We start from the raw sequence: 23,307 nt of genomic DNA, 5'->3' as shown, positions 1-23,307 counted from the left end.
TTACTTCTCCAAGCCAGTGGCCTTGTTGATGGTCCACGCGTACTCGAAGGCATTCTGGCGCCACTTTTCATAGCGCCCGGACACGCCGCCATGGCCTGCGGCCATTTCGGTCTTGAGCAAGAACTCGCCGCCGGTGGCCGTCGTTCGCAGCTGGGCAATCCACTTGGCCGGCTCAACATAGAGCACGCGGGTGTCATTGAGCGAGGTGATAGCCAGAATGTCCGGGTAGTCCTTGGCTTCGATGTTTTCGTACGGCGAGTAGGATTTCATGTAGTCATAGACCTCTGGATCGTGGTACGGGTCTCCCCACTCTTCCCATTCAGGCACCGTGAGTGGAAGCTCCGGCATGAGGATAGAGGTCAGAGGGTCCACGAACGGCACGACGGCCTGGATGGCGGTGAAACGATCCGGGGCCATATTGGCAATCGCGCCCATGAGCATGCCACCGGCCGAGCCGCCCTCGGCCACCATCTGGTCAGCGGTGGTCACGCCGCGGGCGATGAGGTCATCGGCGACATCGATGAAATCGGTGAAAGTGTTCTTCTTCTTGAGCATCTTTCCGTCGTCGTACCAGGTGCGGCCCATCTCGCCGCCACCGCGGACATGGGCCACGGCGAAGATCATGCCGCGGTCCATGAGGGACAGGCGAGTAACGGAGAATGCCGGATCGACGCTGACCTCGTAAGAGCCGTAGCCGTAGAGCAGGGTCGGGTTCGGCTGGGTGCGGTCGAGATCCGCGCGGTGGACAATGGAAACGGGGATATCGGTGCCGTCGGCAGCCGTGGTCCACAGGCGGTAGGCCACGTAGTCATCCGGGTTATAACCGCCGGGAACCTCCTGCTCCTTGAGCAGGGTAAATTCGCCGGTATCCACGCGGTAATCAAAGAGCTGGGAGGGCTGGGTGAAAGACACGTAGCTCACGCGCAGCACCGGTGCGTCCCACTCGGGGTTGCCGGAGACGGACACGGTGAAGAGTTCTTCATTGAAGTTGAGCTCTTCGAATTCGCTAAAGCCGTCGCTCACGCGCATGATGGCGGCGCGGCCGATGCCGCCGCGGCGGTAGCCCACCACAATCTGATCGCGGTAGGTATCCACGCCCTCGATGCGGGTGGTCTCCTCGTGCGGCAAGAGCGCCGGCAGCTCGCGCAAGGTGGGCAGCTCATCCTCGGCCTTGGTATAGCCGACCTCGAAGTTGGGGCCGGTGGCGTTGTGGGTGACGATCCAGTAATCCTCGCCCTTAACGACGGCGTGGTCGACGTCGTAGTCCACGCCAGATTCGCGCTCCCACAGCAGGCGGAATTCACCCTCTGGGTTGTCTTCTTCGAGGACCCACACCTCAGAGGTCACCTTCGAGCTCACGCCAAGGAAGAGGTATTTATCGGAGCGAGCGCTGCCGATGCCGACGTTGAAGTGCTCGTCTTCTTCCTTGAACACCTGCACGTCTTCGGACTGCGCGGTACCTACCTTATGGCGCCAGATGGCGTCAGGGCGCCATGCCTCGTCGACGGTCGTGTAAAAGATATAGCCGTCGCCGGCCCAGGTGGCGCCGTAGAAGATGCCCTTGAGGTGGTCGTCGAGAAGCGCGCCGGTGTCCAAGTCCTTAATGTAAAGCTCGAAGCGCTCGTCGCCGGCGAAGTCCACGGAATAGGCCAGGTAGCGGCCGGAATCAGAGATGGAGGCGGCGCCGAGGGCGAAGAAGTCCTTGCCCTCCGCCAGCGCGTTGGCGTCGAGGATAATCTCCTCGCCTTCCGGGGTGCCTTCCTCTGGGATAACCGGGGCCGTCCATGGATCGGCGCCCTCCTCTACCGGGAGACGGCAAGAGTAGCCGTAGCTCTTGCCCTCCTCGGTGCGGCCGTAGTACCAGTAATCGCCGCGGCGAGAAGGCACGGACATATCGGTTTGCTTGATGCGGGACTTAATCTCCTGGAAGATATTTTCCGTCATCTCATCCAAGTGCGCGGTCTTCGCCTTGGTGTAATCATTTTCTGCGTTGAGGTAATCCAGGGTTTCCTGGGATTCCTTATCGCGCAGCCACTCGTAGTTATCCACGAACTCACGTCCGTGGAAGGAACGGGTCACGGGGTGGACGGCGGCCACGGGGGCGGAAAGATTCTCGTTGCTCATGCCGCCCCACTGTACGCGTGGCGCCCCGTAGAGCGAGAGCTAGGCCTCGGGCGAGAGGAAGTCCGCGAAGCGCTCGCCGGAAAGCCGCTCATAGGCCTCGATGTAGCGCTGGCGGGTGGCGGAAACGACGTCGTCGGGAAGCTGGGGCGGGGTGCCGTCAGCGGCTTGATCCCATCCGGAGGCGTCGGAAGTCAGCCAATTGCGCACGTATTGCTTGTCGAAGGACGGCTGGACCTCGCCCTCCACGTAGGAATCGGCCGGCCAGTAGCGGGAGGAATCTGGGGTAAGGACCTCATCGGCCAGCACGAGGGTGCCGTCTTGGTCTAGGCCGAACTCAAACTTGGTATCGGCGAGGATAATGCCCTTCTCCTCCGCGAGCGCGGCGGCCTCGGAGTAGATGCGGAGGGTGGCCGCGCGCAGCTCTTCGGCGCGCTCTGCGCCCAGCTTGTCCACCACGTAGTCGAAGGAGACGTTCTCATCGTGCTCGCCCTGTTCTGCTTTGGTGGCCGGGGTGAAGATGGGCTCGGGCAGGCGGGAAGCCTCAACCAGGCCCTCCGGCAGCTCGATACCGCAGACGGTGCCGTTGGCTTTGTACTCCTTCAGGCCGGAACCGGTGAGGAAGCCGCGGGCGACGCACTCGAAGGGCAGCATATCCAGCTTCTTGACCACCATCGCGCGGCCGAGGCACTCGGCGGGGATGCGCTCATCATCGAGCGGGCCGGCCAGGTGGTTGGGGAAATCGATGGAGTCGAAGAAGAACTTCGAGGTTGCGGTCAGCACGCGGCCCTTGTCTGGGATGGCCGGTTCGAGGGCGTGGTCGTAGGCCGAGATGCGGTCCGAAACCACCATCAACAGGGTGTTCTCGTCTACATCGTAGATATCGCGGACCTTGCCGGAGGCAAGATGGGTATAAGAAGAAAGCTCAGGTCGCATGACCTTCATTCTAGCGCCCAGGGGTAGCGAGCACGTTTCGATCAAATAAGCCCCGAAATCCGCGTGGAATTCGGGGCTTATTTGATCGAAATGCGAAAAGTGGGGCGAAATGCGACAGGGGCGCCCTGCGACAGGTAGGGCGCACCGCGATAGAAAGGCGCCCTGCGCGGCTCGTTTTAAAGGATCTCGCCCGGGGTATAGGCCGCGGCCTTGGGGTGCTCGCCTACCAGTGCGTTGATGCGGTTGAGGACCTGGCTGACCTGGGACTCGGCGGCGCCGATGAAGGCATGCTTATCGGCCAGGGCGGCCTCGAGGTCGGACTCGTCCATGGGCAGGCGGTCATCGGCGGCGAGGCGTTGGACTAGGTCCTGCTCGCCGCCATTTTCGCGCATATTGAGTGCGACGGCCACGGCGTTTTCCTTGATGACCTCGTGGGCGGTCTCGCGGCCCACACCGGCGCGCACGGCCGCCATGAGGATTCGGGTGGTAGCCAGGAAGGGCAGGTAGCGCTCCAATTCGCGGTCAATCATGGCGGGGAAGGCGCCGAACTCGTCGAGGACGGTGAGGAAGGTTTCGAATTGGCCGTCGAGGGCGAAGAAGGCGTCGGGAAGCGCGACGCGGCGGACGACGGAGCAAAAGACATCGCCTTCGTTCCACTGCTGGCCGGCCAGGTCTGCGGCCATGGTGAGGTAGCCGCGGAGGATGACCTGCAGGCCGCCAACGCGCTCGCAGGAGCGGGCGTTCATCTTGTGCGGCATAGCAGAAGAGCCCACCTGGCCTTCCTTGAAGCCTTCGGTGACAGTCTCGTTACCGGCCATCAGGCGGATGGTGGTGGCCAACGAGGACGGGGCGGCGCCGAGCTCTACTAGGGCGGAGATGGCGTCGAAGTCGAGGGAGCGTGGGTAGACCTGGCCCACGGAGTTGAAGATGCGGTGGAAGCCCAGGTAATCCGCGATGGCGGTCTCCAGGGAGGCAAGTTTGTCTTCGGAGCCGCCCATGAGATCCAGCATGTCTTGGGAGGTGCCCATCGGCCCCTTGATGCCGCGCAGCGGGTAGCGCGCGAGAAGGTCTTCGACACGTTCGATGGCCAGCAGCATCTCATCGCCGGCCGTAGCAAAGCGCTTGCCCAGGGTGGTGGCCTGCGCGGCCACGTTATGGGAGCGGCCGGCCATAACCAGAGACTGGTACTCGGCGGCATGACGGCCGATGCGGGAGACCACGGCAATGGCCTTATCGCGGATGATCTCCAACGAGGTGTGGATTTGCAGCTGTTCCACGTTCTCGGTGAGATCACGGCTGGTCATGCCCTTGTGGATGTGCTCGTAGCCGGCCAGCGCATTGAATTCTTCGATGCGGGCCTTCACATCGTGGCGAGTGACGCGCTCGCGCTCCGCGATGGACTCGAGGTTCACGTCCTCTACCACGGCCTCGTAGGCATCGATGGCCTTTGCGGGGATGTCTACGCCCAGATCCTTCTGGGCGCGCATGACCGCAATCCAGAGCTTGCGCTCCAAGATGATTTTATGCTCCGGGCTCCAGATATTGGACAGCTCCGCGGAGGCATAGCGGGAGGACAGGACGTTGGAAATCTTCTTCTTTTCAGCCACGTGGCTATTATTCCATGTCTGCCCCGCCGCGGGGTGAAGGGTTAGAGAGAAATCTCACCGTCTTCTGCTCGCTTGCCGATGTCCCGGCGCACAAAGCCACCCGCAAACTCGATGTCGTCGACGGTGGCGTAGGCGTCTGCGCGGGCGTCGGCAAGCGTGGCACCCTTGCCCAGCACGCTGAGCACGCGGCCGCCCGCGGTGCGGTAGGCGCCGTCGGTATGCACGGTGCCGGCATGGAGGACGCGCTGCGGATCGTCCAAGGCGGCGCCGGAAATGGCATCGCCCTTGCGCGGGGAAGCCGGGTAGCCCTCGGCCGCCATGACGATGATGACGGCGAAGCCATCCTCCCATTCCAGCGGCGGGAGCTCGGAGAGGGTGCCGGTGGCCGTGGCGTGGAGGGCCTCAGCCAGCGGGGACTTGAGCAGGGAGAGCACTGCCTGGGTCTCCGGATCGCCGAAACGGCAGTTGAACTCGACGACGGCCGGGCCTTCTTCGCCCCAGGCCAGGCCAGCGTAGAGCAGACCGGAATAAGGGGTGCCGCGGCGCGCCATCTCCTTGGCCACAGGGGTGCAGACCTCGTCCACGATGCGCTGCACGCCGTCCTCCGGCAGCCACGGCAGCGGGGTGTAGGCGCCCATGCCACCGGTATTGGGGCCCTCGTCGTTGTCATAGGCGCGCTTGTGGTCCTGGGCTGGGAGCAGCGGGACAACGGTCTCGCCATCGACTAAGCAGAAGAGAGAGACTTCGGGGCCGTCGAGGAAGGATTCCAGCAGCACCGGGTTGCCGGCCGCGAGGACGGCATCGACGTGGGCGCGGGCGGCGGTGCGGTCTGGGGTGACCACGACGCCCTTGCCGCCGGCCAAGCCGTCGTCTTTGACCACGAACTGCGGGCCAAAGCGGTCGAGGGCGGCTTCAATGTCGTCCTCGGTGGCGCCCGGGCGCAGCTGCTCCGCGCGGGCGGTTTTGACGCCGGCGGACTCCATGACGTCCTTGGCAAAAGCCTTAGATCCCTCGATCTGGGCTGCCTCCTTGCTGGGGCCAAAGACCGCGATGCCGGCCGCGCGCAGGGCATCGGCCACGCCGGCAACGAGGGGAACCTCAGGGCCGATGACAACGAGGTCCGCGGCGATGCTCTGGGCGAGCTCCACCATGCGATCAGCGTCATCTACCTGGGAGTAATCCGGGTGGACGGTAGCGAGAGCGGACATGGCCGCGCTGCCCGGCGCGGCGTGGATTTCGGTGCTCTTGGGGTCGGCGGACAGGCCCTTGACAAGGGCGTGTTCACGGCCGCCCGAACCAATTACGAGAATGCGCATGCCCACCATCATAACCAGCGGGTAGCCTGGCACACATGGCTTCTGTATTTACAAAGATCATTAATGGTGAACTACCCGCTCGCTTTGTCTACCGCGATGAGACCTGCGTGGCTTTCCTCTCCATCGAGCCGCTGCGCTACGGCCACACCTTGGTCGTGCCCATCGAGGAAGTAGATAAGTGGACCGACCTGGATCCACAGACCTGGGCCCACCTCAACGAGGTCGCCCTGGAAATCGGCGGCGCTATCAAGACCGCGTTTGATACCCCGCGCACCGGCTACATCATCGCCGGATTCGATGTCCCGCACACCCATATTCACCTCTTCCCCACCGAGAAGATGGAAGAGTATGACTTTGCCAAGGCCTTCGACGCCGATAACACAGACGATGCTGCGATGGATGAGGCGGCCGCCCGCATCCGTCAGCACCTGGGTACCAACGAGGAAGGCTTCAGGGAGGACTAGGGCTCAGAAGGGGCGTCGGCAAGCGCGGGCAGGCGAACCGTAAAGGTGGTGCCGCGGCCGAGCTCGGAGTCGACGCTAATGCTGCCATCGTGCTGCTCCACTAGGGAGTGGACGATGGCCAAGCCCAAGCCGGAGCCGCCGGTATCGCGGGTGCGCGAGGTATCCGCACGGTAGAAGCGTTCGAAGATATGCGCCGCGTCCTCTTTGGACATGCCTTTGCCATCATCGATGACATCGATCAGCACATCATTGGCCTCGCGGCGCAGGCGCAGCGTCACCGTGGCCTCATCGCCGCCGTGGCGGATGCCGTTGGTCACCAGGTTGAGCAGCACCTGGTGCAGGCGGCTGGCATCGCCATTGACCACCGGGATGGACTTGGCGTCATTGGCCACCTTAATCTCGCGGCCGGGGAAGGCCGCACGCGCGGACGAGCCCACAGACAGGGCCAGCTCTAACAGGTCTACGGGGTGCAGGTCTAGGCGCGTACCCTCGGCGCGGGTAAGGGCCAACAGGTCCTCCACCAGCAGGGACATGCGCTTGGACTCATCATCGATCTTGGAAAAGACCAGATCCACGTCCTTGGTGGCGCCGGAGCGATAGAGCTCGGTGTAGCCGCGCAGGCTGGTCAGCGGCGTGCGCAGCTCATGCGAGGCATCGCCAACGAAGCGACGCATCTGCTCCTCTTTCTCCTGCGCGCGCACGACGGAGCGCTGCAGCTGCCCCAGCATGATATTGAGCGCGGCGGCCAACTGGCCCACCTCGGTGTGCAGCGGCCATTTGGGAACGCGCTTGTCTAGGTCGCCTGCCGCGATTTCCGACGCCGTCTTTTCCACCACCCGCAGCGGCCGCAACGCCCTGCGGATAAACCAGAAACCTACGGCCGCAATGGCGGCCAAGGCGATGGCGGCAATGGTCACTTGGACCATGGCTAGGCCGTGCAGGATTTCCTTCTCGTGGGTCATATCCTTGGCAATGACCGTGATGACGCCGTTGGAATCCGCGAAGGCGAGCGCGCGCCACTTGGTGTTGTTCTCGATGGAACCCACGGTGGTGGGGTAGCCGCCGAGCGGGATATTTTCCGCATTCGGGGTAGTCGAGGATGGTCCCGAGTAGCGGATGGTGCCATCGGGCAGGTAGTTCAGCACCACGTATTCGGTAGGTGGGCGCTTGGTGTGATCGCCGATGAAAAAGTCATTGCTGATATCGCGCCCCCATGTGGTCGACGCGGAGCGCAGCTCATCATCGACGTTATTGAAGAGCACGTTGCGCATGATGGAATTCACCGCAAAGGACGAGCCCGTAATGCCGAGCCCGGAGACCACGACGAGGAGAATGACCAGCCACGTCCGCAGCGGCATGGCCTGTGGAATCTGGGAGAACATCCGCCGCTTGGAGGAATTTCCCTCCCCTTCGCCTTGCCCCAGGCCCTCATGCCACATGGACTGCGGGCGCGCCGCCGCCGGCGCAGGCGCCTGGTCCTGGGTCTCCTGTGAATCTTCCATCACTTAAGCACTTTAGGAGCGCGGGGTGCGCAGCACATAACCCACGCCGCGCACGGTGTGGATCAGCTGAGTCTCGCCGGTATCAATCTTGCGGCGCAGGTAGGAGATATAGGACTCGACCACGTTGCCATCGCCGCCGAAATCGTAGTGCCACACGTTGTCCAGAATCTTGGACTTGGACAGCACCACTTCCTTGTTTTGCATGAGGTAGCGCAGGAGGTTGAACTCGGTAGGAGAAAGCTCAATGAGCTCGCCGGCCTTGGTGACCTCATGGGTGTCATCATTGAGCGTTAGATCCGCGTAGCTCATGGTGGCGTCGTTGGTGGATTCTTCCGCCGCGCCGCCGCGGCGCATAATGACGCGCAGGCGGGTGATAACTTCTTCCAGGCTAAATGGCTTCGTCACGTAATCATCCGCACCGATGGTCAGGCCGTGGATGCGCTGGTCCACACCGTCCTTAGCGGTGAGGTAGAGCACCGGGCCGTCCAGGCCTTCTTGGCGCAGCTTGCCCAGGAGCTCGAAGCCATCCATGCCCGGCATCATGACGTCCAGGATGTAGGCATCTGGGTTTACCTCACGGGCAATGCGCAGCGCCTCGTTGCCGGAATTGGCGCTAAATACCTCGAAGTTCTGGAACTTCAGCGATACGGTAAGCAGCTCCACAATATTGGGTTCGTCATCGACGACAAGAACCTTGGCGAGTTTAGTGTCTTCCATGTTCTCCTCAGACTCCCTTAAAGGTTGTGATTTTCTAACACGTCATCATGGCACGCTTGCTTTCCAGCCTACTGAAGAGTTTCTGCCTGAATCCTGTGAACGTGGATGCTCGGCCTGCTCGGCGCAAAAGAAAACCACGCCCCTCCCCAGGTGAGGAAGGGCGTGGCAGCTAGCGCAGAGCGCTATTTAGAAGTCCTGCGGGCGCGGGATGTTGCGCAGGTTGGACTTTGCCATGGTGATCATCTGGCCAACGCCACCGTCCAGAACGGTGCGGGTTGCAGCCTTGGAGAAGCCCATGAGCTGCTCGATGGTCAGCGTCGGTGGCAGGGAGAGGGCGTTGGGGTCAGTAACGACGTCGATAAGAGCCGGGCCGTTATAAGCCAGCGCCTTCTTGATCTGCTCCGGTGCGTCCTTCGGATCCTCGATGCGGAAGTGCTTGATGCCGGAAGCCTCTGCAATCTTGGCAAAGTTGACGGAATCGTGGTCGGTCTCGTGCTCCGGCAGACCCTGCACCAGCATCTCCAGCTTGACCATGCCCAGGGAAGAGTTGTTGAACACAAACATCTTGATAGGCAGGTTGTGCAGCTTCACGGTGAGCAGCTCACCCATCAGCATGGACAGTCCGCCGTCACCAGAGAAGGTGATGACCTGGCGGCCCGGGTTAGCGGCCTGTGCACCCAGTGCCTGTGGCAGGGCGTTGGCCATGGTGCCGTGGCGGAAGGAGCCGATCTGCTCGCGCTTGCCGTTAGCGGTGATGTAGCGAGCGCCCCACACGTTGCACATACCGGTATCGACAGTGAAGATGGCGTCCTCATCGGCATTCTTGTCAATGAGGTCAGCAACGTACTCCGGGTGGATCGGGGTGTGCTTGTCCACGTTGGAGGTATAAGCCTCAACGACGTGCTCCAGCTTGCCGTAGTGCTTCTTGAGCATCTTGTCCAGGAAGGAGCGATCCTTCTTCTCATCCACGTGCGGCAAGATGTTCTCGATGGTGGCGGCTACGTCACCGGTGACCGGGTAGGAAATCTTGGTGCGGCGGCCGATGTGGGAGCCGTTGATGTCCACCTGTGCCACGTTGGCATCCGGCAGGAAGTCGTTGTACGGGAAGTCGGTACCCAGCAGGATGAGCAGGTCAGCCTCGTGGGTGGCCTCGTGTGCCGCACCGTAGCCCAGCAGGCCGTTCATGCCTACGTCGAACGGGTTCTCGTACTGGATGTACATCTTGCCACCCAGGGCGTGGCCGATGGGAGCCTTGATCTTCTCGGCCAGCTTGAGCACCTGCTCGCGGGCATCCTTGACGCCGGCGCCAACGAAGAGGGTGACGGACTTAGCCTCGTTGATGGCCTGGGTCAGGGCAGCAGCCTCGGCCGGATCCGGGAAGACGACCGGGCGGCCAGCAGAGATCTTGGACTCGACGAAGGAGTCATCCTCAGCGTCCTGCATGGAAACGTCACCCGGGATAACGAGGACGGATACGCCATTGCCGGCCATGCTGGACTGGATGGCGTGGTGCAGGACAACGCCGCCCTGCTCAGCGGAGTTGACCATCTCGCAGTAGCCAGAGCACTCCTGGAAGATTGCCTCTGGGTGGGTCTCCTGGAAGAACTTGGAGCCGATCTGGCGAGATGGGATGTGGGAAGCCAGTGCCAGCACCTTGGCGCCGTTGCGGTGGGCGTCGTACAGGCCCTGAATCAGGTGGGTATTGCCCGGGCCGCAGGATGCAGCACATACAGCCAGCTTGCCGGTGGTCAGGGAGTCTGCCTCGGCAGCGAAGGCTGCTGCTTCCTCGTTGCGGACGTGAATCCACTCGATGGAGGAGCGACGAACGGCATCCACGATCGGGTTCAGGGAGTCACCGACGAGGCCATAAATGCGCTCGACACCCTGCTTTTCCAGGGTGTCAACTAGCTGTTCTGCATAGTTACGTGCCATTAAAAATCATCCTTAACTCTTAATTGGTGTTAATACCACTGTGCTACTTAGACCGCAGGAAAGTCCACTCATCTCCTATACACTCACACACTGCACCTAGCTGTGAGGAAGGCAATACTAACCTATCTTCGGCTGCAAACTGTAACGACCGTTCGGTACTGTTTACTGCGCTATGAGTATCCACCCGCCCCGCGCACAAGACCACGCCGCTGCGGCCTCCACGGCCGCCCAGCGGTGGTCTTTCTGCGCCGTCATCTCTCTGGGGTTACTCATGGTTGGGCTGGATAATTCCATCCTCTACACCGCATTGCCGCAGCTATCGCAGCAATTGCACACCACCGATACCCAGCAACTCTGGATTATCAACGCCTACGCGTTGGTGCTCTCCGGCCTCCTTCTTGGCGCCGGCACGCTGGGCGATCGCACCGGCCACCGGCGGATGTTCCTCATCGGCTTGGCCGTCTTCGGCGGCGCTTCCCTGCTCGCCGCTTATTCCCCCAGCGCTTGGACGCTGATTGTAGGCCGCGCCTTCCTGGGCTGCGGCGCCGCCATCATGATGCCGTCGAGCCTGGCGCTCATCCGCCTGACCTTTCCCGATGAGGTGGAGCGCAATACGGCCATTGGCATCTGGGGTTCTGTCGCCGTCATCGGCGCGGCGGCTGGCCCCACCGTGGGCGGCTTCTTTTTGGAGCATTTCTGGTGGGGCTCGGTCTTTTTGCTCAATGTCCCGGTTGTGGTCGTGGCCATTGTGCTGACCTGGCTCCTTGCCCCGCCAAACGCTCCGAACCCCCTAAAACACTGGGACTTCCCCTCGTCCCTGTATTCCCTTATCACTCTCGCCAGCCTGGTGCTGGCCATTAAATCCCTGGCACACAATTGGCCGCTCAGCGCCGCCGCAGGCATCGTCTTCATCTGCGGCGCGCTCGCCTTTGGCCGCCGCCAGGCTCGCTTGTCAGATCCCCTGCTGACCTTCGACATCTTTGGCTCCCGCATCTTCAGCGGCGGGGCCCTAACGGCCGGCGGTGCCATGTTCGGCCTTGCCGGCCTGGAGCTGCTGAGTACCCAAAAGCTGCAGCTTGTCGACGCCCTCTCGCCCCTCCACGCCGGCCTCATCATCTCCGCCATGGCGCTCTCTGCCATCCCTACCTCCATCTTGGGTGGTGCCACCTTGCATCGCGTGGGGTTCCTCCCACTCATTAGCGGCGGATTCTTGCTCATGGCCGCCGGCATGGCCCTGGTGGTGGTGAGCCGGGGCGAGACGCTTCCCCTACTCGTCTCCGCCCTAGTGCTCACCGGCCTCGGCGCGGGCTTGGCCATGTCCGTGTCCTCCACCGCCATCATCAATGCCGCTCCCCTTCATCGCACCGGCATGGCTTCCGGAGTAGAGGCGGTTTCCTATGAATTCGGCACCCTGATCTCCATTGCACTGACCGGCACCCTCATGCCGCTGCTCATGGCCCGCGAACTTCCCCCTCACCTCGCGGAACTGGGTACCGACGCGCTGCATCACCCCGTTTCCCACGCGGCCGCCGCGAGCGCCTACAATTCCGGTTATCTTTCCACCATTGGCGGCTTAGCTTGCTTCGCCTTGCTCCTAGCCGCGATAACCGCCTGGTGTTTCCGCGATAACCCGAAATCAGGAGATCCCTATGCCGCGACTCAACAAAAAGACCGCAGCCCTTGAAGCTGCGCTCGACATCATCGCTGCCGAGGACGTCTCTGGCTTGACCTACGAATCCCTGGCGCAGGCGACCGGCATGTCCAAGTCCGGACTCATTTATCACTTCCCTACCCGCCATGATCTGCTCGTAGACTGCCATGGATTTTGCGCCGCACGCTGGGAAGCAGAACTCGAGAAGCTGGCCGGCGGCCACCCGGCAAGCGAGCTCAGCTGGGCCGAGCGTTCCCGCGCGCTCGTATTGTCGATGGGCAAAAATGATCCGCTCATCAAGCTGTTGATGTGTGTACATTCCCAGACCCACCCGGATTTTTCCGCCCAGTGGGCCGAGGTGGATGCGCGCTGGATGGTCGATCCTTCCGCCGCCGAGACGGACGAGGATAATCTGCTGATCATGCTTCTTAGTACCGGCCTGTGGGTGCACGATCACCTCAACCAGCGCAAGCTATCCCCTGCCAATCGCCAACGCATGGTCGACCGGCTTTTTCGACTTATCGACGCCCCCTCAAAAACCACCGAAGGCTAGGCCCACGCCGGGGCCCAGCCTCCTTTTGAGCTGGAGACGAGACTTGAACTCGCAACCTACGCTATACAAGTGGCAAGTTTGTGCTAATAATTCAGGGAATGTAGCAACCTGCATTTTGTGGCACTTCACCCCCTCTGCCTGCAGTTACAGTACTATATGGAACAGTTTGGAAACGGGAACAATTTTTCAAAATAGCCAATAGATAGCCACCTCTCCGGGCTTAAATCAGAGCGGGGGAACCTCCGCTTCAACTAGCCAATGACGGCCCCATTTATTGACCACTTCCACGCCCCGGCCATGCAGCCTTGTCAGCATCTCCGAAACGGTAAAGCCATGCATCTCCGAAAGGTATTCCACGTTCACTACCTCAGCCACGGGTACGCAAAGCTCCTCAGCGGCCTTAGCACGTGATTTCGCCTCACGCTTTTGGACTAGCGGAGACTCATAACCGAATGCCCCAAGATTGACGTGGAGGTTCGCCTGCCTACAGTAGGGAGATCTGTCCATCCTCCAGAGCGCCCCGGATTTAGTCGCCCTGCTTTTCGTCTTGCCCTTAGTGAACCCTAGACACTTTGCAGCGTCTTTCAGGGGAACTATGTAGTCAACGGGTACGCCCAATTCAACGGCAATTTCTTTGCGCTTGCGGTTGATGTAGTGGTGACGCTTCAGATGGGCTTCCCGCCCGTGGTGGTGGCGCTTACGGTCAACCACTTTCATTAGGCCGCGCCTAACCCGGCGCTCCTCTTCAGGCAAGGAATCCAGATACGCCTTTAATGCCGTCCTGCAGTGCACACAGAATTGGCGACTGTAGTGCATGACCATGCCGGGCGGAATCTCCTCCGGGGTACGTGTCCATCCATGTAAGGTGCGCCCACAATTCAGGCACGGCTTCCCGATAACATTGCCCTGCTTTCTAGCGCGGCCCTCATAGGCCGGGGCTGCTATCCCGGCTATTAACTCCAGCTCGTGAACGGTGCTTTTCCCGCGTGTGACTACCCCGGCCATGATTACCCCGTCCGCTGGAAGTTTCTCCCCCGTCAACATGCTGCCTGCTTCTAGCGCAACACGTGCGCATTCTTTGCGCATTGGGCAGTGCTCGCACATACGGATAGCGGCGTTAATCGACCGTTGGGGAACGTTGTCCGGGTCGATGAAAGCGCGGTTTCGGGTGTTAATGCAAGGCGCGTTAGTCAGTGTTGGGGCTGTCACCCCAATGTTGTATTAAAAATGCCGTGGCGGTTAGTTAGTGCAGGTCAAGACGTTTAAGTCACTGTTACTTTTGGCATGAAAAAGCCCGCCATTTCGGAAAAGAGTACAAACGAAACGGCGGGCCTTTTAGGGTTACGGGAGTTAGATCCGGTCTAGGTCACGACCATATCGACCGGGCGTGATGGAGCCCTTTTGCATCACGTTGCCATTGTGCATGTAGAACGGGGCGCGGTCTGTCACGATGTGGCCGTCCTCATCGCGTTCCGGTTCGTCTAGCTGCTCTACGAGGCCGCGTAGGTTGCGATATGCCTCCACCTCAACGGCGCGGGCCTCACGGTAGGCAGGCAGGCCCTTAATGGCCTCCTCGTGAGCCTCAGCGGCCTTAGCGGTGGCCTCCTCCAGTACGGTGTACGCTTCCTCCACCGCTTCCATAACAGCGTCCTGTTGGGCGGTGTGGCGCTTAGCGGCCTCAGCCTTAGACTTATCTACCGCTGCCTTTTCCTTACGGCGTGCTTCCAGCTCGGCGGTGTACTTATCTAGCTCACGGCGGGCTAGTGCCTCTTTCCAGTCGGGCACCTCAGCCCCACTATTCCTATCGTTCTGCAGCTCAGCCAACTGCTCACGGAGGGCCTTAAGAATGGCCTCTAACTGCTCGATGGTGCGCATAGTCTCTTGTCTCCTATTCCGTTGGGGCAGGGGTATTGAAAGCAGGTGCCGGGCGTAGCTTTTCAAAGGTGATATGGCTGTCCGTCTCCATATCGTCGCTGAAGTAGTTCACGAGATAGTTCTTAATCTGGTCTAGCTTCATGGTGTCGCCTGCAGTGCTCATGCGCGGGTTCTGCAGGGAGGTTTCCAGATCGTCCAGCTGCTCATTGACAAGGCGGGCGGTGGTTTCAGCGGCGTTAGCGGTGTGCTGTGCGTTCCTCAGCGCCGGGTTTTCCTCAGCTTCACACCCTCGCATTAATTCCGCATTGGTAATCCCACGGGCCTGCATCTCCTCGAACAGCATGGTTCGGGCTGGAGACGGCCCCATCTCCTTAAACACCGCTTGAAGGGCTGCAAGGTTGTTGTTGTCTCCGTCCGTCTTAGTAAGGTCTTCACGCTGCAAGTAACGCTGTGTTGCCATTTCTGCAGCTAATGCCTCGGTGGAATCTTTGGCCCGTGGGTAGACCTTGGCGTACTCCCCGGCCTGTTCCTTGGCTACGGCTTCTGGGAGGGCGGCTGCGGCCTTTCGTAGCTTGCTGATTGCGGCGGTGTAGCCGTGCTGGTCAGCTACTCGCTTCAGGTGGTTGCGCTTGCCCTCGTCTGAGTAGTCAGGGTTCTTGGCGAACCACGTGATTGCCTTGTCCATCTCAGCGCTTAGGAACGTGAGCTGAGGCGTTATGTTGTTGAAGTTGAATGTGGTCATTGGTTTGGGTCTCCTAGAAATAAGCCAAAGATTCAAGGGTGTTTAGCTGGTCGTTTAGCTGTGCTTCCTGCTCACGCTCAGCGGGGGAACGGTCATTGTGCTCTTTGTGCTCAGCAACATGCGCGACAATCTCTAGGTCGCGTTGAATGGCGATAGCAGCCGCTGTGACGTGGCGACGAACGTCCGCATCTTCCCCCTCAGCGCTCAGTGCCTTATCCAGCTCACGGCGGGCGAGTTGGCGGAACTTCGCGGCAACCTCATCCCGCTCATTAGCAGCCCGGCAGGAACGTACTCGCACAGCCGTAGTGGGTACGCTTCCCTCCCACGTGATTCCTAGCTCTTGGCAGACTCGGTCTACTTGGTAGGTGGTTACGCCCAGTTCTTTGGCGATTGCGTTTCGGCCTCGGCCTTGGTCGTACAATTCACGGACTGCTCGGTAGTCAATACTGCTCACGTTTATCTAGCTCCCTTTTTTGTGATCTGTCAGCAGATTTCTTAGTTGTATCGACTCTTTTGGCGCGGTCTGGAGGATGCTTAGCCCCTCACCTAAAACCGTTTGCAAGCTCTGTAATTACGTCCAGACGAATTTTGTCGCTCTGAAGTTGGTTGGAACATGTTCTTGGTGTTCTTGCTGGTCACGACGTTATGCGGTTTGTTCCAGAACATAGATTGTGTGTTCCTGTGTTCCGGCGTTGATTATTAGTTTGTTCCGGAACACGGTTGGAACACGCTAAAGATAGGGTGTGACCTGTTGGAACACTCGGAACATGTTCCTAGGCACTTTGCTGGTGAGATTCTTTAGCTAGGGCAAGGGGAATGCTTTTGACACCAAACACATACCGGCCCTTTTTGGTGTACGCATCCGGCTTAGTGTTCTTAACCTCAATATCGGGCGAGACTGAATCTAATTGTTGGGCAAGGTTTTGCTGGTTCATGTTCGAGCGCCCTACTTCTTCACACCAGCTCTTGTACGCCGCATGAACCGCCTTTAGCTCTACATAATCACTTGGGTTGCCTGTAACCCTGTAGGTGGGTTCTTCGTCCAGGAAGTTCGCCACGGGGCTGTTGAGGTCGCTCATCATGGATTGAATATCAGCCATCGTTTCCGGCTCCGTGAAGTGGTGTTGCTGTTCCAGTCGTTTCAGTCCAGCCAATACCCAGTTAAAGATGCCGGGTAGTTCCGCTTTGAGCTTCACTCCTAGCTTTTCGTCCCTCTCCTCTTCTGGTACGGACTTACTCAGCTTCACGGCGACGAATCGCCGAATCATCGCACCGGATGCGTCTGGGAATCGGGGGACTTCATTTGCTACCAACATGAAGCGGGTGGGTAGGGTGCCATTCCAGTAGGACTGATTCTTTCGATTAATGGACACCGCATCTTCTCCGATGATGGAGAGCAGGCGTTCAACGGTGGTTCCGCTGGTGTGGCTGTAGTCGCTACGTGCGTCTTCAATGACTGCTAGGGGTTTGCCGATTAAGTCCGATAGTCCAAACTCGCTGCCTAGTTTCGTTAAGGATGGGGAGACTACGTTTTCTATCCCTACCAGCTGTTGAATAGTGCGGCTTAAAGTTCCTTTACCACCGCCCGGTGGCCCTACTAGCACCAGCGCCTTTTGCAGGTCTGTACGTCCGCTAATGGCGTATCCTGCGAACTCTTGGATTGCTGCGCGCCCTGCAGGGTCGTGGGCAAAAGTATCGTCTAGAAACTTTTCAAAGGTTGGGCATGTGGCGGTGGCATCGTAGGAAAAAGGAAGCGACCAGGTATTAAAAAGCTCCATGTGGTTGCCCTGAATGAAGTTACCGGTGCGGAAGTCGAGCACACCATTTCGCAGAACGATAAGGTCATGCGGGTTCATGGTGTGGTTCTGCTCAATCCAGAATGGCGCATCCTTTTTGTCTTTGAGCATGAGAGCAATCTTTAGCGGCTCCATGAGATTCGAGACACTAGCTGTTGTGGGCGACCAGGGCTCCTCGCCTTTGGGCTTGGATAACATGACTTCACCTAGGCGTGTCCAGATGGGGCGTTTGATTTCTAGCTCGTTTTCTTCCTGTTCCCAGTGGGTGCCGTTGAATCGCCACCACTGTCCACGCCAGTACACGGTGTTACGATTCCCCTCCGTACTGAATACGTCACCCACCAGCTTTTTCGCCACAAGCATGGCGTTGGAAATCGGCGGGTAGAACTCAGGTTCTTCGGCCATAGTGTTTATCGGTCTCCTTGGGTTTAGGCGGCGTTTACGGCTGATACTGGACGAATACGCATCCGGGCGGCGCGTACTTGGTCTATGCCTTTTAGAATCGCGTCCAGCTCATCTAGTGCGCTGTTATCGGCGTTAGTGACTAGACGCTCGCCGTAGTCTTTTACTTCACGCCGGTAGGCTTCATCCACCACTCGGGAAACGAATCGCGGTAGCTGCTCCGGGTGCCCGCGTGTTTCGAGTAGCGCGTTTAGCTCCGCACGTAAGCCGTTATCCGCGTCTTTAAGCTCCCCAGCCTCAAGAAGTACGGCGTGCAGTTGTGTAATCACGCTGCCGGGTTCTTGGTGGTTGGCGAACTCTACGGTGTCCAGGGCGTGAAAGATGCGCTGATGTATCCAGTTCGGGAAGTCTGAAGCCTGTAGGCGGGCCATAGCGGCGTTAGCTTGCTCGGCGGGTGCTGCTATCACCGATGCCAGTACTTCACGGCTTAACGTGGTTTCTAGGGCGCTCATCGTAGGCCCCCTACTCTGGCTAGACGATGGTTAGATGCGTAACCGGGTAACGGTTCACAACGTGCAGCAGCCGCTTTGCGTCGTTCGTATTGACGGCGGCGCTGGTTTGCCTCCTCCATCGCCTGTGCACCAGGGCGGTATTTTTCTTGCGCTACTTTGAGATCCGCAATCATCTCCGGTGTAAGACTGCTCCGGAAGTTTTTGTCTGGTGACGTTGTGATCCCGTTGTTAGGCATGGTCGCTCCTCTTGTCCGCTGGAGTTCCAACGGGGTAAAGGTTGATTGGCGTTAGTTCTTGCGCAATCTTTTCTGCGTCACTCAGCTTTTCAATGAACTGATGAATTTCCTGATTAGAAAAGTCCACGGCTCCCCACCAGTCACCAAAGGTTGGTTGGAGGCGAATTACGGGTTCCCCGTCGTGGGGATCACGTGTCACTTCGATGTTGAATAGGCCGAGGGGCGCGTTCGCTTCCACTTGAACGTGGAGGTCGCTATCATTGAGGTGTGTTTGGGGCATTTTATTGTCTCCTTTAACCCCCTTGTAGCTGCAACTACTTGGGGGCTTTTTCGTGTCTTGAGCAGGTTTTATGCGGCTGCGATTTCTTTATCCAGCCATTCTTGAACTGCAGTGTTGAGGTAGTAGATGCGGCCAGCGATACGAATAAATTCCGGCCCTTTGCCCCGACTTCTCCACGTTGCAAGCGTGGCAACCGATAATCCGATTTGCTCAGATACCTGCTTTGCCGTCATGGCATCTTGCTTCAGATTTAGCATTAGACATTCCTTTCTTATAGCCTGTGTCAGACTTTGAGGGCGTGTGCATATCTTTGCTTGCACAATTTTGAGACTAATTATAGACTCTAACCCTGTCAAGCTTTGAGGGAATTTGTCTTGACCCTAAGAACTCAATAGTGGACACTCGATTCATGAGTAAATGGCAGGTGACCTCCGTAGGCGAGTGGCAATGGAGGCCCGACAGTAAAGGAAAATTCGGCGAAGGATTTTTCATCGAGGATGCTTCAAAGGGAGCACCAGCACATGCGTACTGCATCATCGACAACGGAACACAGCGACTCTCATTAGAACTTGTCTTTACCGACTTCGGAAGATATGAAGTTGAGGGCATCGTAGCTTTCGCGCCCGAAAACTCTTATATAAGCAGTTCCACGCTCCGCCAGTTGCCCCTATCTCGCCTCGCCAATGAAGCAACAACAAAGCTGCGGGAGTACTACGGCTCAACGTTTGGTCGGGGCATTAAGCCGATACCGACGGTGCCAGAACATGTAATCAATGAATGGCCTCGTGGAAATACTTCCCTTGTTCTTGAATGGGTAAGGGACGTTTACCAAGCAGCACTCAACGCTGGAGTTCCTCCAACTCGCACAGTATCCGAACAATTTGGTGTGAGCCGTGACCGGGCGGCATATATGGTTCGCCGTGCTCGTGAATTAGGTGTCCTACAAGTGAGCTCTGAAAATCACCCCGGAAAGCGAACTACTAAACATGCCAAGAAAGAAACTACCCGTAGGACAGATAGGGACGATTAGGTATGAGGAAGTAGGCTACCGGCGCTGGAGAGCACTAGCCTACGTCCGTACCTTTGCCGATAAGCGCATCCGCGTCACTGGCACCGGGCGCACAAAAAGCGACGCTGAAGCCACCCTGAAAGCCAACGCCAACGATCGCGTCTTTGAGAATGCAGGGGCCATTATCGACGGCAACACCACCCTGCAAGAACTCCTAGAACTAACCGTAAAAGCTATGCGCGCTGGCACTATCGGCAATAAGAAACTACGCATCCAATCGGTTAACACCTATGAACGCCAACTATCCCTATTCAAGGGGACACGGGGCGAACGGGCGATTGGCAATCTTCGCCTCTGCGAGTGCGACAAGTCCATAATCGCCAACTGGCTAGTGAAACTATCTGAGCGCACCCCCGCTAACGCTAAGCTCGCAAAGATTCTGCTATCCCGTGCCTATGACCTAACCGTTGTCCACGGCGTGAATGTGTGGCCTATCAACCCAACGCACGGGGTAAAGCTCCGGGCCAATGACAGTGAAGAATCTGAACCGGTCGCTTTGTCCCTCGCTGAGATTCAACAGATTTGGGAGAATGTTCAGTCTTGGCAGACACCCTACAAGCACACTGATTTAGTGGGAATTGTGGGCGCGCTTATCGCCACGGGGTTCCGCCCGTCTGAGGTGCTGGCACTCCAGTGGTCTGATTTCCAGCTAGACGCTAAGCCAAAGGCTAAGGCGACGCTCTCTGGGGCGATTGTTAGGCAGGACGGGAAGCTAGTCCGCCAAGGCTACACAAAGACCAATAGCGGCTTTCGTACGGTTACCCTCCCCGATTGGTTCAGAGACATGCTCATTGAGCGTTTAGTGAATGCCGATAACGTACTTGTCTTTCCGAATAACCGGGGCGGGTTCCTAGACATTGTGAATGTTCGTAGGCAATTTCGGGAAGCGCGGGGTGAGGTCTTTTCTCACGTGAAGTTTAAGTCTTTCCGCTCCTCGGTTGCTACGGCCATTGAGAATGTGGACGGTGTGGAGGAGGCCGCTAGGCAGTTGGGGCACGCTTCCCCGGCGATTACGGGTCGCTATTACGTGAAGCGGGCGGCTGATGCCGGTGACCATACGGCGGTGTTGGAAATGTTTGCGCCTGCGCAAAGTAGCCAATAAATAGCCACTTTTACTACTTGTAAACGTTTACCCCCTAACTGTTTATGCAGCTAGGGGGTTATCTTTTGAGCTGGAGACGAGACTTGAACTCGCAACCTACGCATTACAAGTGCGTTGCGCTACCAATTGCGCCACTCCAGCACCGCGGGAGAATTCCCGCTCGTTGCATAGTACCCGAGCACCGCCGCCGAGGGGAAAGCCGGTCCCCCATCTATGCATTGACAGGGTGCAGGGGCTAAAGTTCAGGCAGAATCTTTCCCACATTCCCAGCGCTTTTCGAGGGTTATTTCCGTGTCATTTTTGTCCGCTATGCGGGAGCGCCTGCGCGCTTCCTCGGGCCAGGTAGCCATCATCGACGCGGCTAAAGCCGCACCGCCGCCATCACCACTCGCCCCGGTCGATCTGACCGACGCTGCTCAGGTCACCGGCGTTATGGAGATCGCCGCTCGCATTGGTGAAATCCTCATCGGAGCCGGCACCGCCAACTCGGATGCGCGCGCCCAGGTCCACCTGGCAGCGTCGTCGTATGGTTTGCACTACTGCCACGTAGACATCTTGATGAATACCATCACTATCCACACCACCATTGGCACCGGCGAGCAGCGCAAAAACCTGCACGTCTTCCGCGTGGTACCGAGCATTGGCGTGGATTTTTCTAAGCTCGCGGCCGTCGATAAGCTCATTCGCTCCATCCACTCCGGCCAGATGCCGCCGGCCATGGCGGAGCAGCGCCTAGACGAGATCGACCGCATGCCAGCGCCTTATAAGCCGTCCACGGTCATGCTCGGCTGGGGCGCGATGGGTGGCCTGATTTCCATGATGCTTGGCGGCGACCTGCTCGTCGGCGTGGTGGCGTTTGTGGTCTCCGCGTTCATCATGGGCTTGAACGCCTGGTTGGCCAATTACCGCCTGCCGCCCTTTTATCAGAATGCGGTCGGCGGCTTTTTCGCCGTCTTCCCGGCCGCCATTTTGTACAACGTCGCAGCCTCCTTCGGCATTAATTTCTCGCCCACGCAGATCATTGCCTCCGGCATCATCGTGCTGGTGGCGGGGCTGACGTTGGTGCAATCGCTTGTCGACGGCATCACGCGCGCCCCCGTTACCTCCTCCGCCCGCTTCTTTGAGGCGCTGCTATCTACCGGCGCCATCATCGCCGGCGTCGGTGTGGGCATCCAGCTGGCCGATTCGCTGGGCTTTAACCTGCCGCCGCTGGCCACGCTGGCCCCACCGGTCTACCACGAAATTCCACTGCTAGTGCTGCTCGGCGGCACGGGTTCTGCTGCCTTTGCGCTGGCCTGCGGCGCAGCCTGGATTGAGATCACCATGTCTGGCCTTACGGCCGCAGCCGGCATGATTTTCTATTACTTCGTGGTGGTGCCCTTCGGCGTCGGCCCGGTGATTGCCTCTGGTCTTTCCGCGGTGGTCGTTGGCCTCGCCGGCGGTTTGATGTCGCGCCGCTGGGGAATTCCGCCGCTTATCACCATGATCGTGGGCTATACGCCGATGCTGCCCGGCCTCATGCTCTACCGCGGCATGTACGCCTCTCTCAATGAGCAGATGATTACCGGCTTTACCAATATGGCGATGGCGCTGGCCATCTCCGGCGCCCTGGCCGCCGGCGTAGTACTGGGCGAGCGTGTGGCTCGCCGCCTGCGCCGCCCGCAGTACTTCCGCCCGTACACCACCTTCAAGCGCATCGGCCGCTTCTCCTTCCATAAGGCCACGCACTTGGCCCGCAAGGCCCCGCGCATCCCGCGCGTGCCGATGTCCCCGTTTGCCCCGCGCGTCAATCGCCCGGAGTTACCACCCAAGCTCGGGCCGAAGCCGCCGCAGCAGCACCCACGCCACGAGGCCCAAAGCCATGCGCCGCACACCCACTCGGCCGCGGACCTGTGGCCGGAGGATTCCCAGTGGCCGGCGCAGCCGCAGCAGCGCGAGAAGACCACCTATACCGTGCCCGGCACCGAAACCTTTCGTGCCCAGAAACCGGAGCAGCCGGGCACTGAATCCGGACCCGAGCGGCCCTAAACGCCGCCGGTAGCGTACAATATTTGCTCTGATAGCTTTTCTTGCAAGCGCTTAAGTAGTTTCCACAACGTTCAGGAGGACACGTCGTGCCACCCAAGGTCCAAGACACCCACCCACAGGCTGACCAGAATCACGCCCTTGAGGAGGAGACCTCCCGCGCAGCCCGCCGCATCGTGGCCACCTATGCGCAGGACTTCCTCGACGGCGTGACCCTGATGTCCATGCTGGGCGTGGAGCCAAAGGGCCTGGTGCACAAGAAGGTGCTGGCGGAGCAAGCCGATGCCGCTCCCAAGAAGTCGACCAAGAAATCCAGCAAAAAGTCCACGAAGAAGTCGACTAAGAAGTCCACCAAGAAATCGACGAAGAAGTCGACCAAGAAGGCTACAAAGAAGGCCACCAAAAAGGCGACGAAGAAGGCCTCCAAGAAGGCAACGAAGAAGTCCACTAAGAAGTCTTAAGTTATTCT

Annotated in this window: 22 protein-coding genes, 1 tRNA gene and 1 pseudogene; 7 read left to right on the top strand and 17 right to left on the bottom strand. The window is 59.2% G+C overall.

Going from position 1 to position 23,307, the window contains the following annotated elements; all coding sequences use genetic code 11:
• From RAE09_RS06620 to purD, 4 genes are all read right to left on the bottom strand, one after another.
• The gene (locus RAE09_RS06620) at nucleotides 1-2,124 is read right to left on the bottom strand and encodes a S9 family peptidase (RefSeq protein ID WP_316981275.1); all 2,124 of its coding nucleotides are present in this window, start codon (nucleotides 2,122-2,124) and stop codon (nucleotides 1-3) included.
• Between the two features lie 39 nt (nucleotides 2,125-2,163).
• Complete coding sequence (locus RAE09_RS06615) at nucleotides 2,164-3,057, bottom strand: phosphoribosylaminoimidazolesuccinocarboxamide synthase (RefSeq protein WP_316981274.1); 894 nt, start codon at nucleotides 3,055-3,057, stop codon at nucleotides 2,164-2,166.
• A gap of 176 nt (nucleotides 3,058-3,233) precedes the next feature.
• Nucleotides 3,234-4,664 (bottom strand): adenylosuccinate lyase, encoded by a 1,431-nt coding sequence (purB, locus tag RAE09_RS06610; protein ID WP_005325782.1) that lies wholly within the window; start codon nucleotides 4,662-4,664, stop codon nucleotides 3,234-3,236.
• 41 nt (nucleotides 4,665-4,705) lie between these two features.
• Entirely contained in the window at nucleotides 4,706-5,980 is a 1,275-nt protein-coding gene (gene purD, locus RAE09_RS06605; RefSeq protein WP_316981273.1) for a phosphoribosylamine--glycine ligase, read from the bottom strand.
• Between the two features lie 35 nt (nucleotides 5,981-6,015).
• Between purD and RAE09_RS06600 the strand changes: the two genes are divergently transcribed.
• Complete coding sequence (locus tag RAE09_RS06600; protein WP_200435762.1) at nucleotides 6,016-6,444, top strand: HIT family protein; 429 nt, start codon at nucleotides 6,016-6,018, stop codon at nucleotides 6,442-6,444.
• On the opposite strand, the gene RAE09_RS06595 is transcribed toward RAE09_RS06600, so the two are convergent.
• The 3 genes from RAE09_RS06595 to RAE09_RS06585 form a co-directional block, all read right to left on the bottom strand.
• Entirely contained in the window at nucleotides 6,441-7,946 is a 1,506-nt protein-coding gene (locus RAE09_RS06595) for a sensor histidine kinase (RefSeq protein WP_316981283.1), read from the bottom strand. The two genes, RAE09_RS06600 and RAE09_RS06595, sit on opposite strands and share 4 nt — an antisense overlap.
• Before the next feature lie 12 nt (nucleotides 7,947-7,958).
• Nucleotides 7,959-8,663: a response regulator transcription factor gene (locus tag RAE09_RS06590; protein WP_150850895.1), complete on the bottom strand. Its 705-nt coding sequence runs from the start codon at nucleotides 8,661-8,663 to the stop codon at nucleotides 7,959-7,961.
• 186 nt (nucleotides 8,664-8,849) lie between these two features.
• The gene (locus RAE09_RS06585; RefSeq protein ID WP_239235996.1) at nucleotides 8,850-10,595 is read right to left on the bottom strand and encodes a pyruvate dehydrogenase; all 1,746 of its coding nucleotides are present in this window, start codon (nucleotides 10,593-10,595) and stop codon (nucleotides 8,850-8,852) included.
• Between the two features lie 172 nt (nucleotides 10,596-10,767).
• Here RAE09_RS06585 and RAE09_RS06580 point away from each other — a divergent pair, with 172 nt between their 5' ends.
• Both RAE09_RS06580 and RAE09_RS06575 read left to right on the top strand, forming a co-directional pair.
• A complete protein-coding gene (locus tag RAE09_RS06580) occupies nucleotides 10,768-12,279 on the top strand; it encodes an MFS transporter (RefSeq protein ID WP_316981272.1) in 1,512 nt (503 codons plus the stop codon).
• Nucleotides 12,245-12,799, top strand: a complete 555-nt coding sequence (locus RAE09_RS06575; protein ID WP_005325753.1) for a TetR/AcrR family transcriptional regulator — start codon at nucleotides 12,245-12,247, stop codon at nucleotides 12,797-12,799. The genes RAE09_RS06580 and RAE09_RS06575 overlap by 35 nt, the downstream gene beginning before the upstream one ends.
• A gap of 225 nt (nucleotides 12,800-13,024) precedes the next feature.
• Here RAE09_RS06575 and RAE09_RS06570 read toward each other — a convergent pair whose 3' ends face one another.
• The 9 genes and pseudogenes from RAE09_RS06570 to RAE09_RS06535 form a co-directional block, all read right to left on the bottom strand.
• Nucleotides 13,025-13,516 carry a hypothetical protein gene (locus RAE09_RS06570; RefSeq protein ID WP_316981271.1) on the bottom strand — a complete coding sequence of 164 codons (492 nt, stop codon included), beginning with the start codon at nucleotides 13,514-13,516 and terminating at the stop codon, nucleotides 13,025-13,027.
• 342 nt (nucleotides 13,517-13,858) lie between these two features.
• Nucleotides 13,859-14,008 (bottom strand): annotated as a pseudogene (locus RAE09_RS11935) (WhiB family transcriptional regulator); the annotation flags it as partial.
• 141 nt (nucleotides 14,009-14,149) lie between these two features.
• Complete coding sequence (locus tag RAE09_RS06565; protein ID WP_005329994.1) at nucleotides 14,150-14,674, bottom strand: hypothetical protein; 525 nt, start codon at nucleotides 14,672-14,674, stop codon at nucleotides 14,150-14,152.
• A 13-nt stretch (nucleotides 14,675-14,687) separates the two neighbouring features.
• Complete coding sequence (locus tag RAE09_RS06560; RefSeq protein ID WP_316981270.1) at nucleotides 14,688-15,416, bottom strand: hypothetical protein; 729 nt, start codon at nucleotides 15,414-15,416, stop codon at nucleotides 14,688-14,690.
• 13 nt (nucleotides 15,417-15,429) lie between these two features.
• Nucleotides 15,430-15,870 (bottom strand): hypothetical protein, encoded by a 441-nt coding sequence (locus RAE09_RS06555; protein ID WP_316981269.1) that lies wholly within the window; start codon nucleotides 15,868-15,870, stop codon nucleotides 15,430-15,432.
• Between the two features lie 319 nt (nucleotides 15,871-16,189).
• Entirely contained in the window at nucleotides 16,190-17,617 is a 1,428-nt protein-coding gene (locus RAE09_RS06550; protein WP_316981268.1) for a DNA primase family protein, read from the bottom strand.
• Between the two features lie 23 nt (nucleotides 17,618-17,640).
• Complete coding sequence (locus tag RAE09_RS06545) at nucleotides 17,641-18,126, bottom strand: hypothetical protein (RefSeq protein WP_316981267.1); 486 nt, start codon at nucleotides 18,124-18,126, stop codon at nucleotides 17,641-17,643.
• A 228-nt stretch (nucleotides 18,127-18,354) separates the two neighbouring features.
• Nucleotides 18,355-18,642, bottom strand: a complete 288-nt coding sequence (locus RAE09_RS06540) for a hypothetical protein (protein ID WP_248100147.1) — start codon at nucleotides 18,640-18,642, stop codon at nucleotides 18,355-18,357.
• A gap of 68 nt (nucleotides 18,643-18,710) precedes the next feature.
• A complete protein-coding gene (locus RAE09_RS06535; protein WP_248100145.1) occupies nucleotides 18,711-18,899 on the bottom strand; it encodes a helix-turn-helix transcriptional regulator in 189 nt (62 codons plus the stop codon).
• A gap of 152 nt (nucleotides 18,900-19,051) precedes the next feature.
• On the opposite strand from RAE09_RS06535, the gene RAE09_RS06530 reads away from it, so the two are divergent.
• On the top strand, nucleotides 19,052-19,672 hold the full coding sequence (locus tag RAE09_RS06530; RefSeq protein ID WP_316981266.1) for a hypothetical protein: 621 nt from the start codon (nucleotides 19,052-19,054) through the stop codon (nucleotides 19,670-19,672).
• Entirely contained in the window at nucleotides 19,629-20,813 is a 1,185-nt protein-coding gene (locus RAE09_RS06525; protein ID WP_316981265.1) for a tyrosine-type recombinase/integrase, read from the top strand. The genes RAE09_RS06530 and RAE09_RS06525 overlap by 44 nt, the downstream gene beginning before the upstream one ends.
• Nucleotides 20,814-20,881: 68 nt before the next feature.
• Here the strand turns inward: RAE09_RS06525 and RAE09_RS06520 are convergent.
• Nucleotides 20,882-20,954 (bottom strand) — tRNA-Thr (locus RAE09_RS06520).
• Between the two features lie 150 nt (nucleotides 20,955-21,104).
• Between RAE09_RS06520 and thrE the strand changes: the two genes are divergently transcribed.
• Nucleotides 21,105-22,841: a threonine/serine exporter ThrE gene (gene thrE, locus RAE09_RS06515; RefSeq protein ID WP_316981264.1), complete on the top strand. Its 1,737-nt coding sequence runs from the start codon at nucleotides 21,105-21,107 to the stop codon at nucleotides 22,839-22,841.
• Nucleotides 22,842-22,927: 86 nt separating this feature from the next.
• Nucleotides 22,928-23,299, top strand: coding sequence for a hypothetical protein (locus RAE09_RS06510; protein ID WP_005325749.1), 372 nt, complete (start codon nucleotides 22,928-22,930; stop codon nucleotides 23,297-23,299).
• Nucleotides 23,300-23,307: the final 8 nt, after the last annotated feature.

Origin of the sequence: Corynebacterium tuberculostearicum, from assembly GCF_032821615.1 — a bacterium.
GTDB lineage: Bacteria > Actinomycetota > Actinomycetes > Mycobacteriales > Mycobacteriaceae > Corynebacterium > Corynebacterium tuberculostearicum_H.
This window is presented reverse-complemented; position numbering and strand designations above follow the sequence as displayed.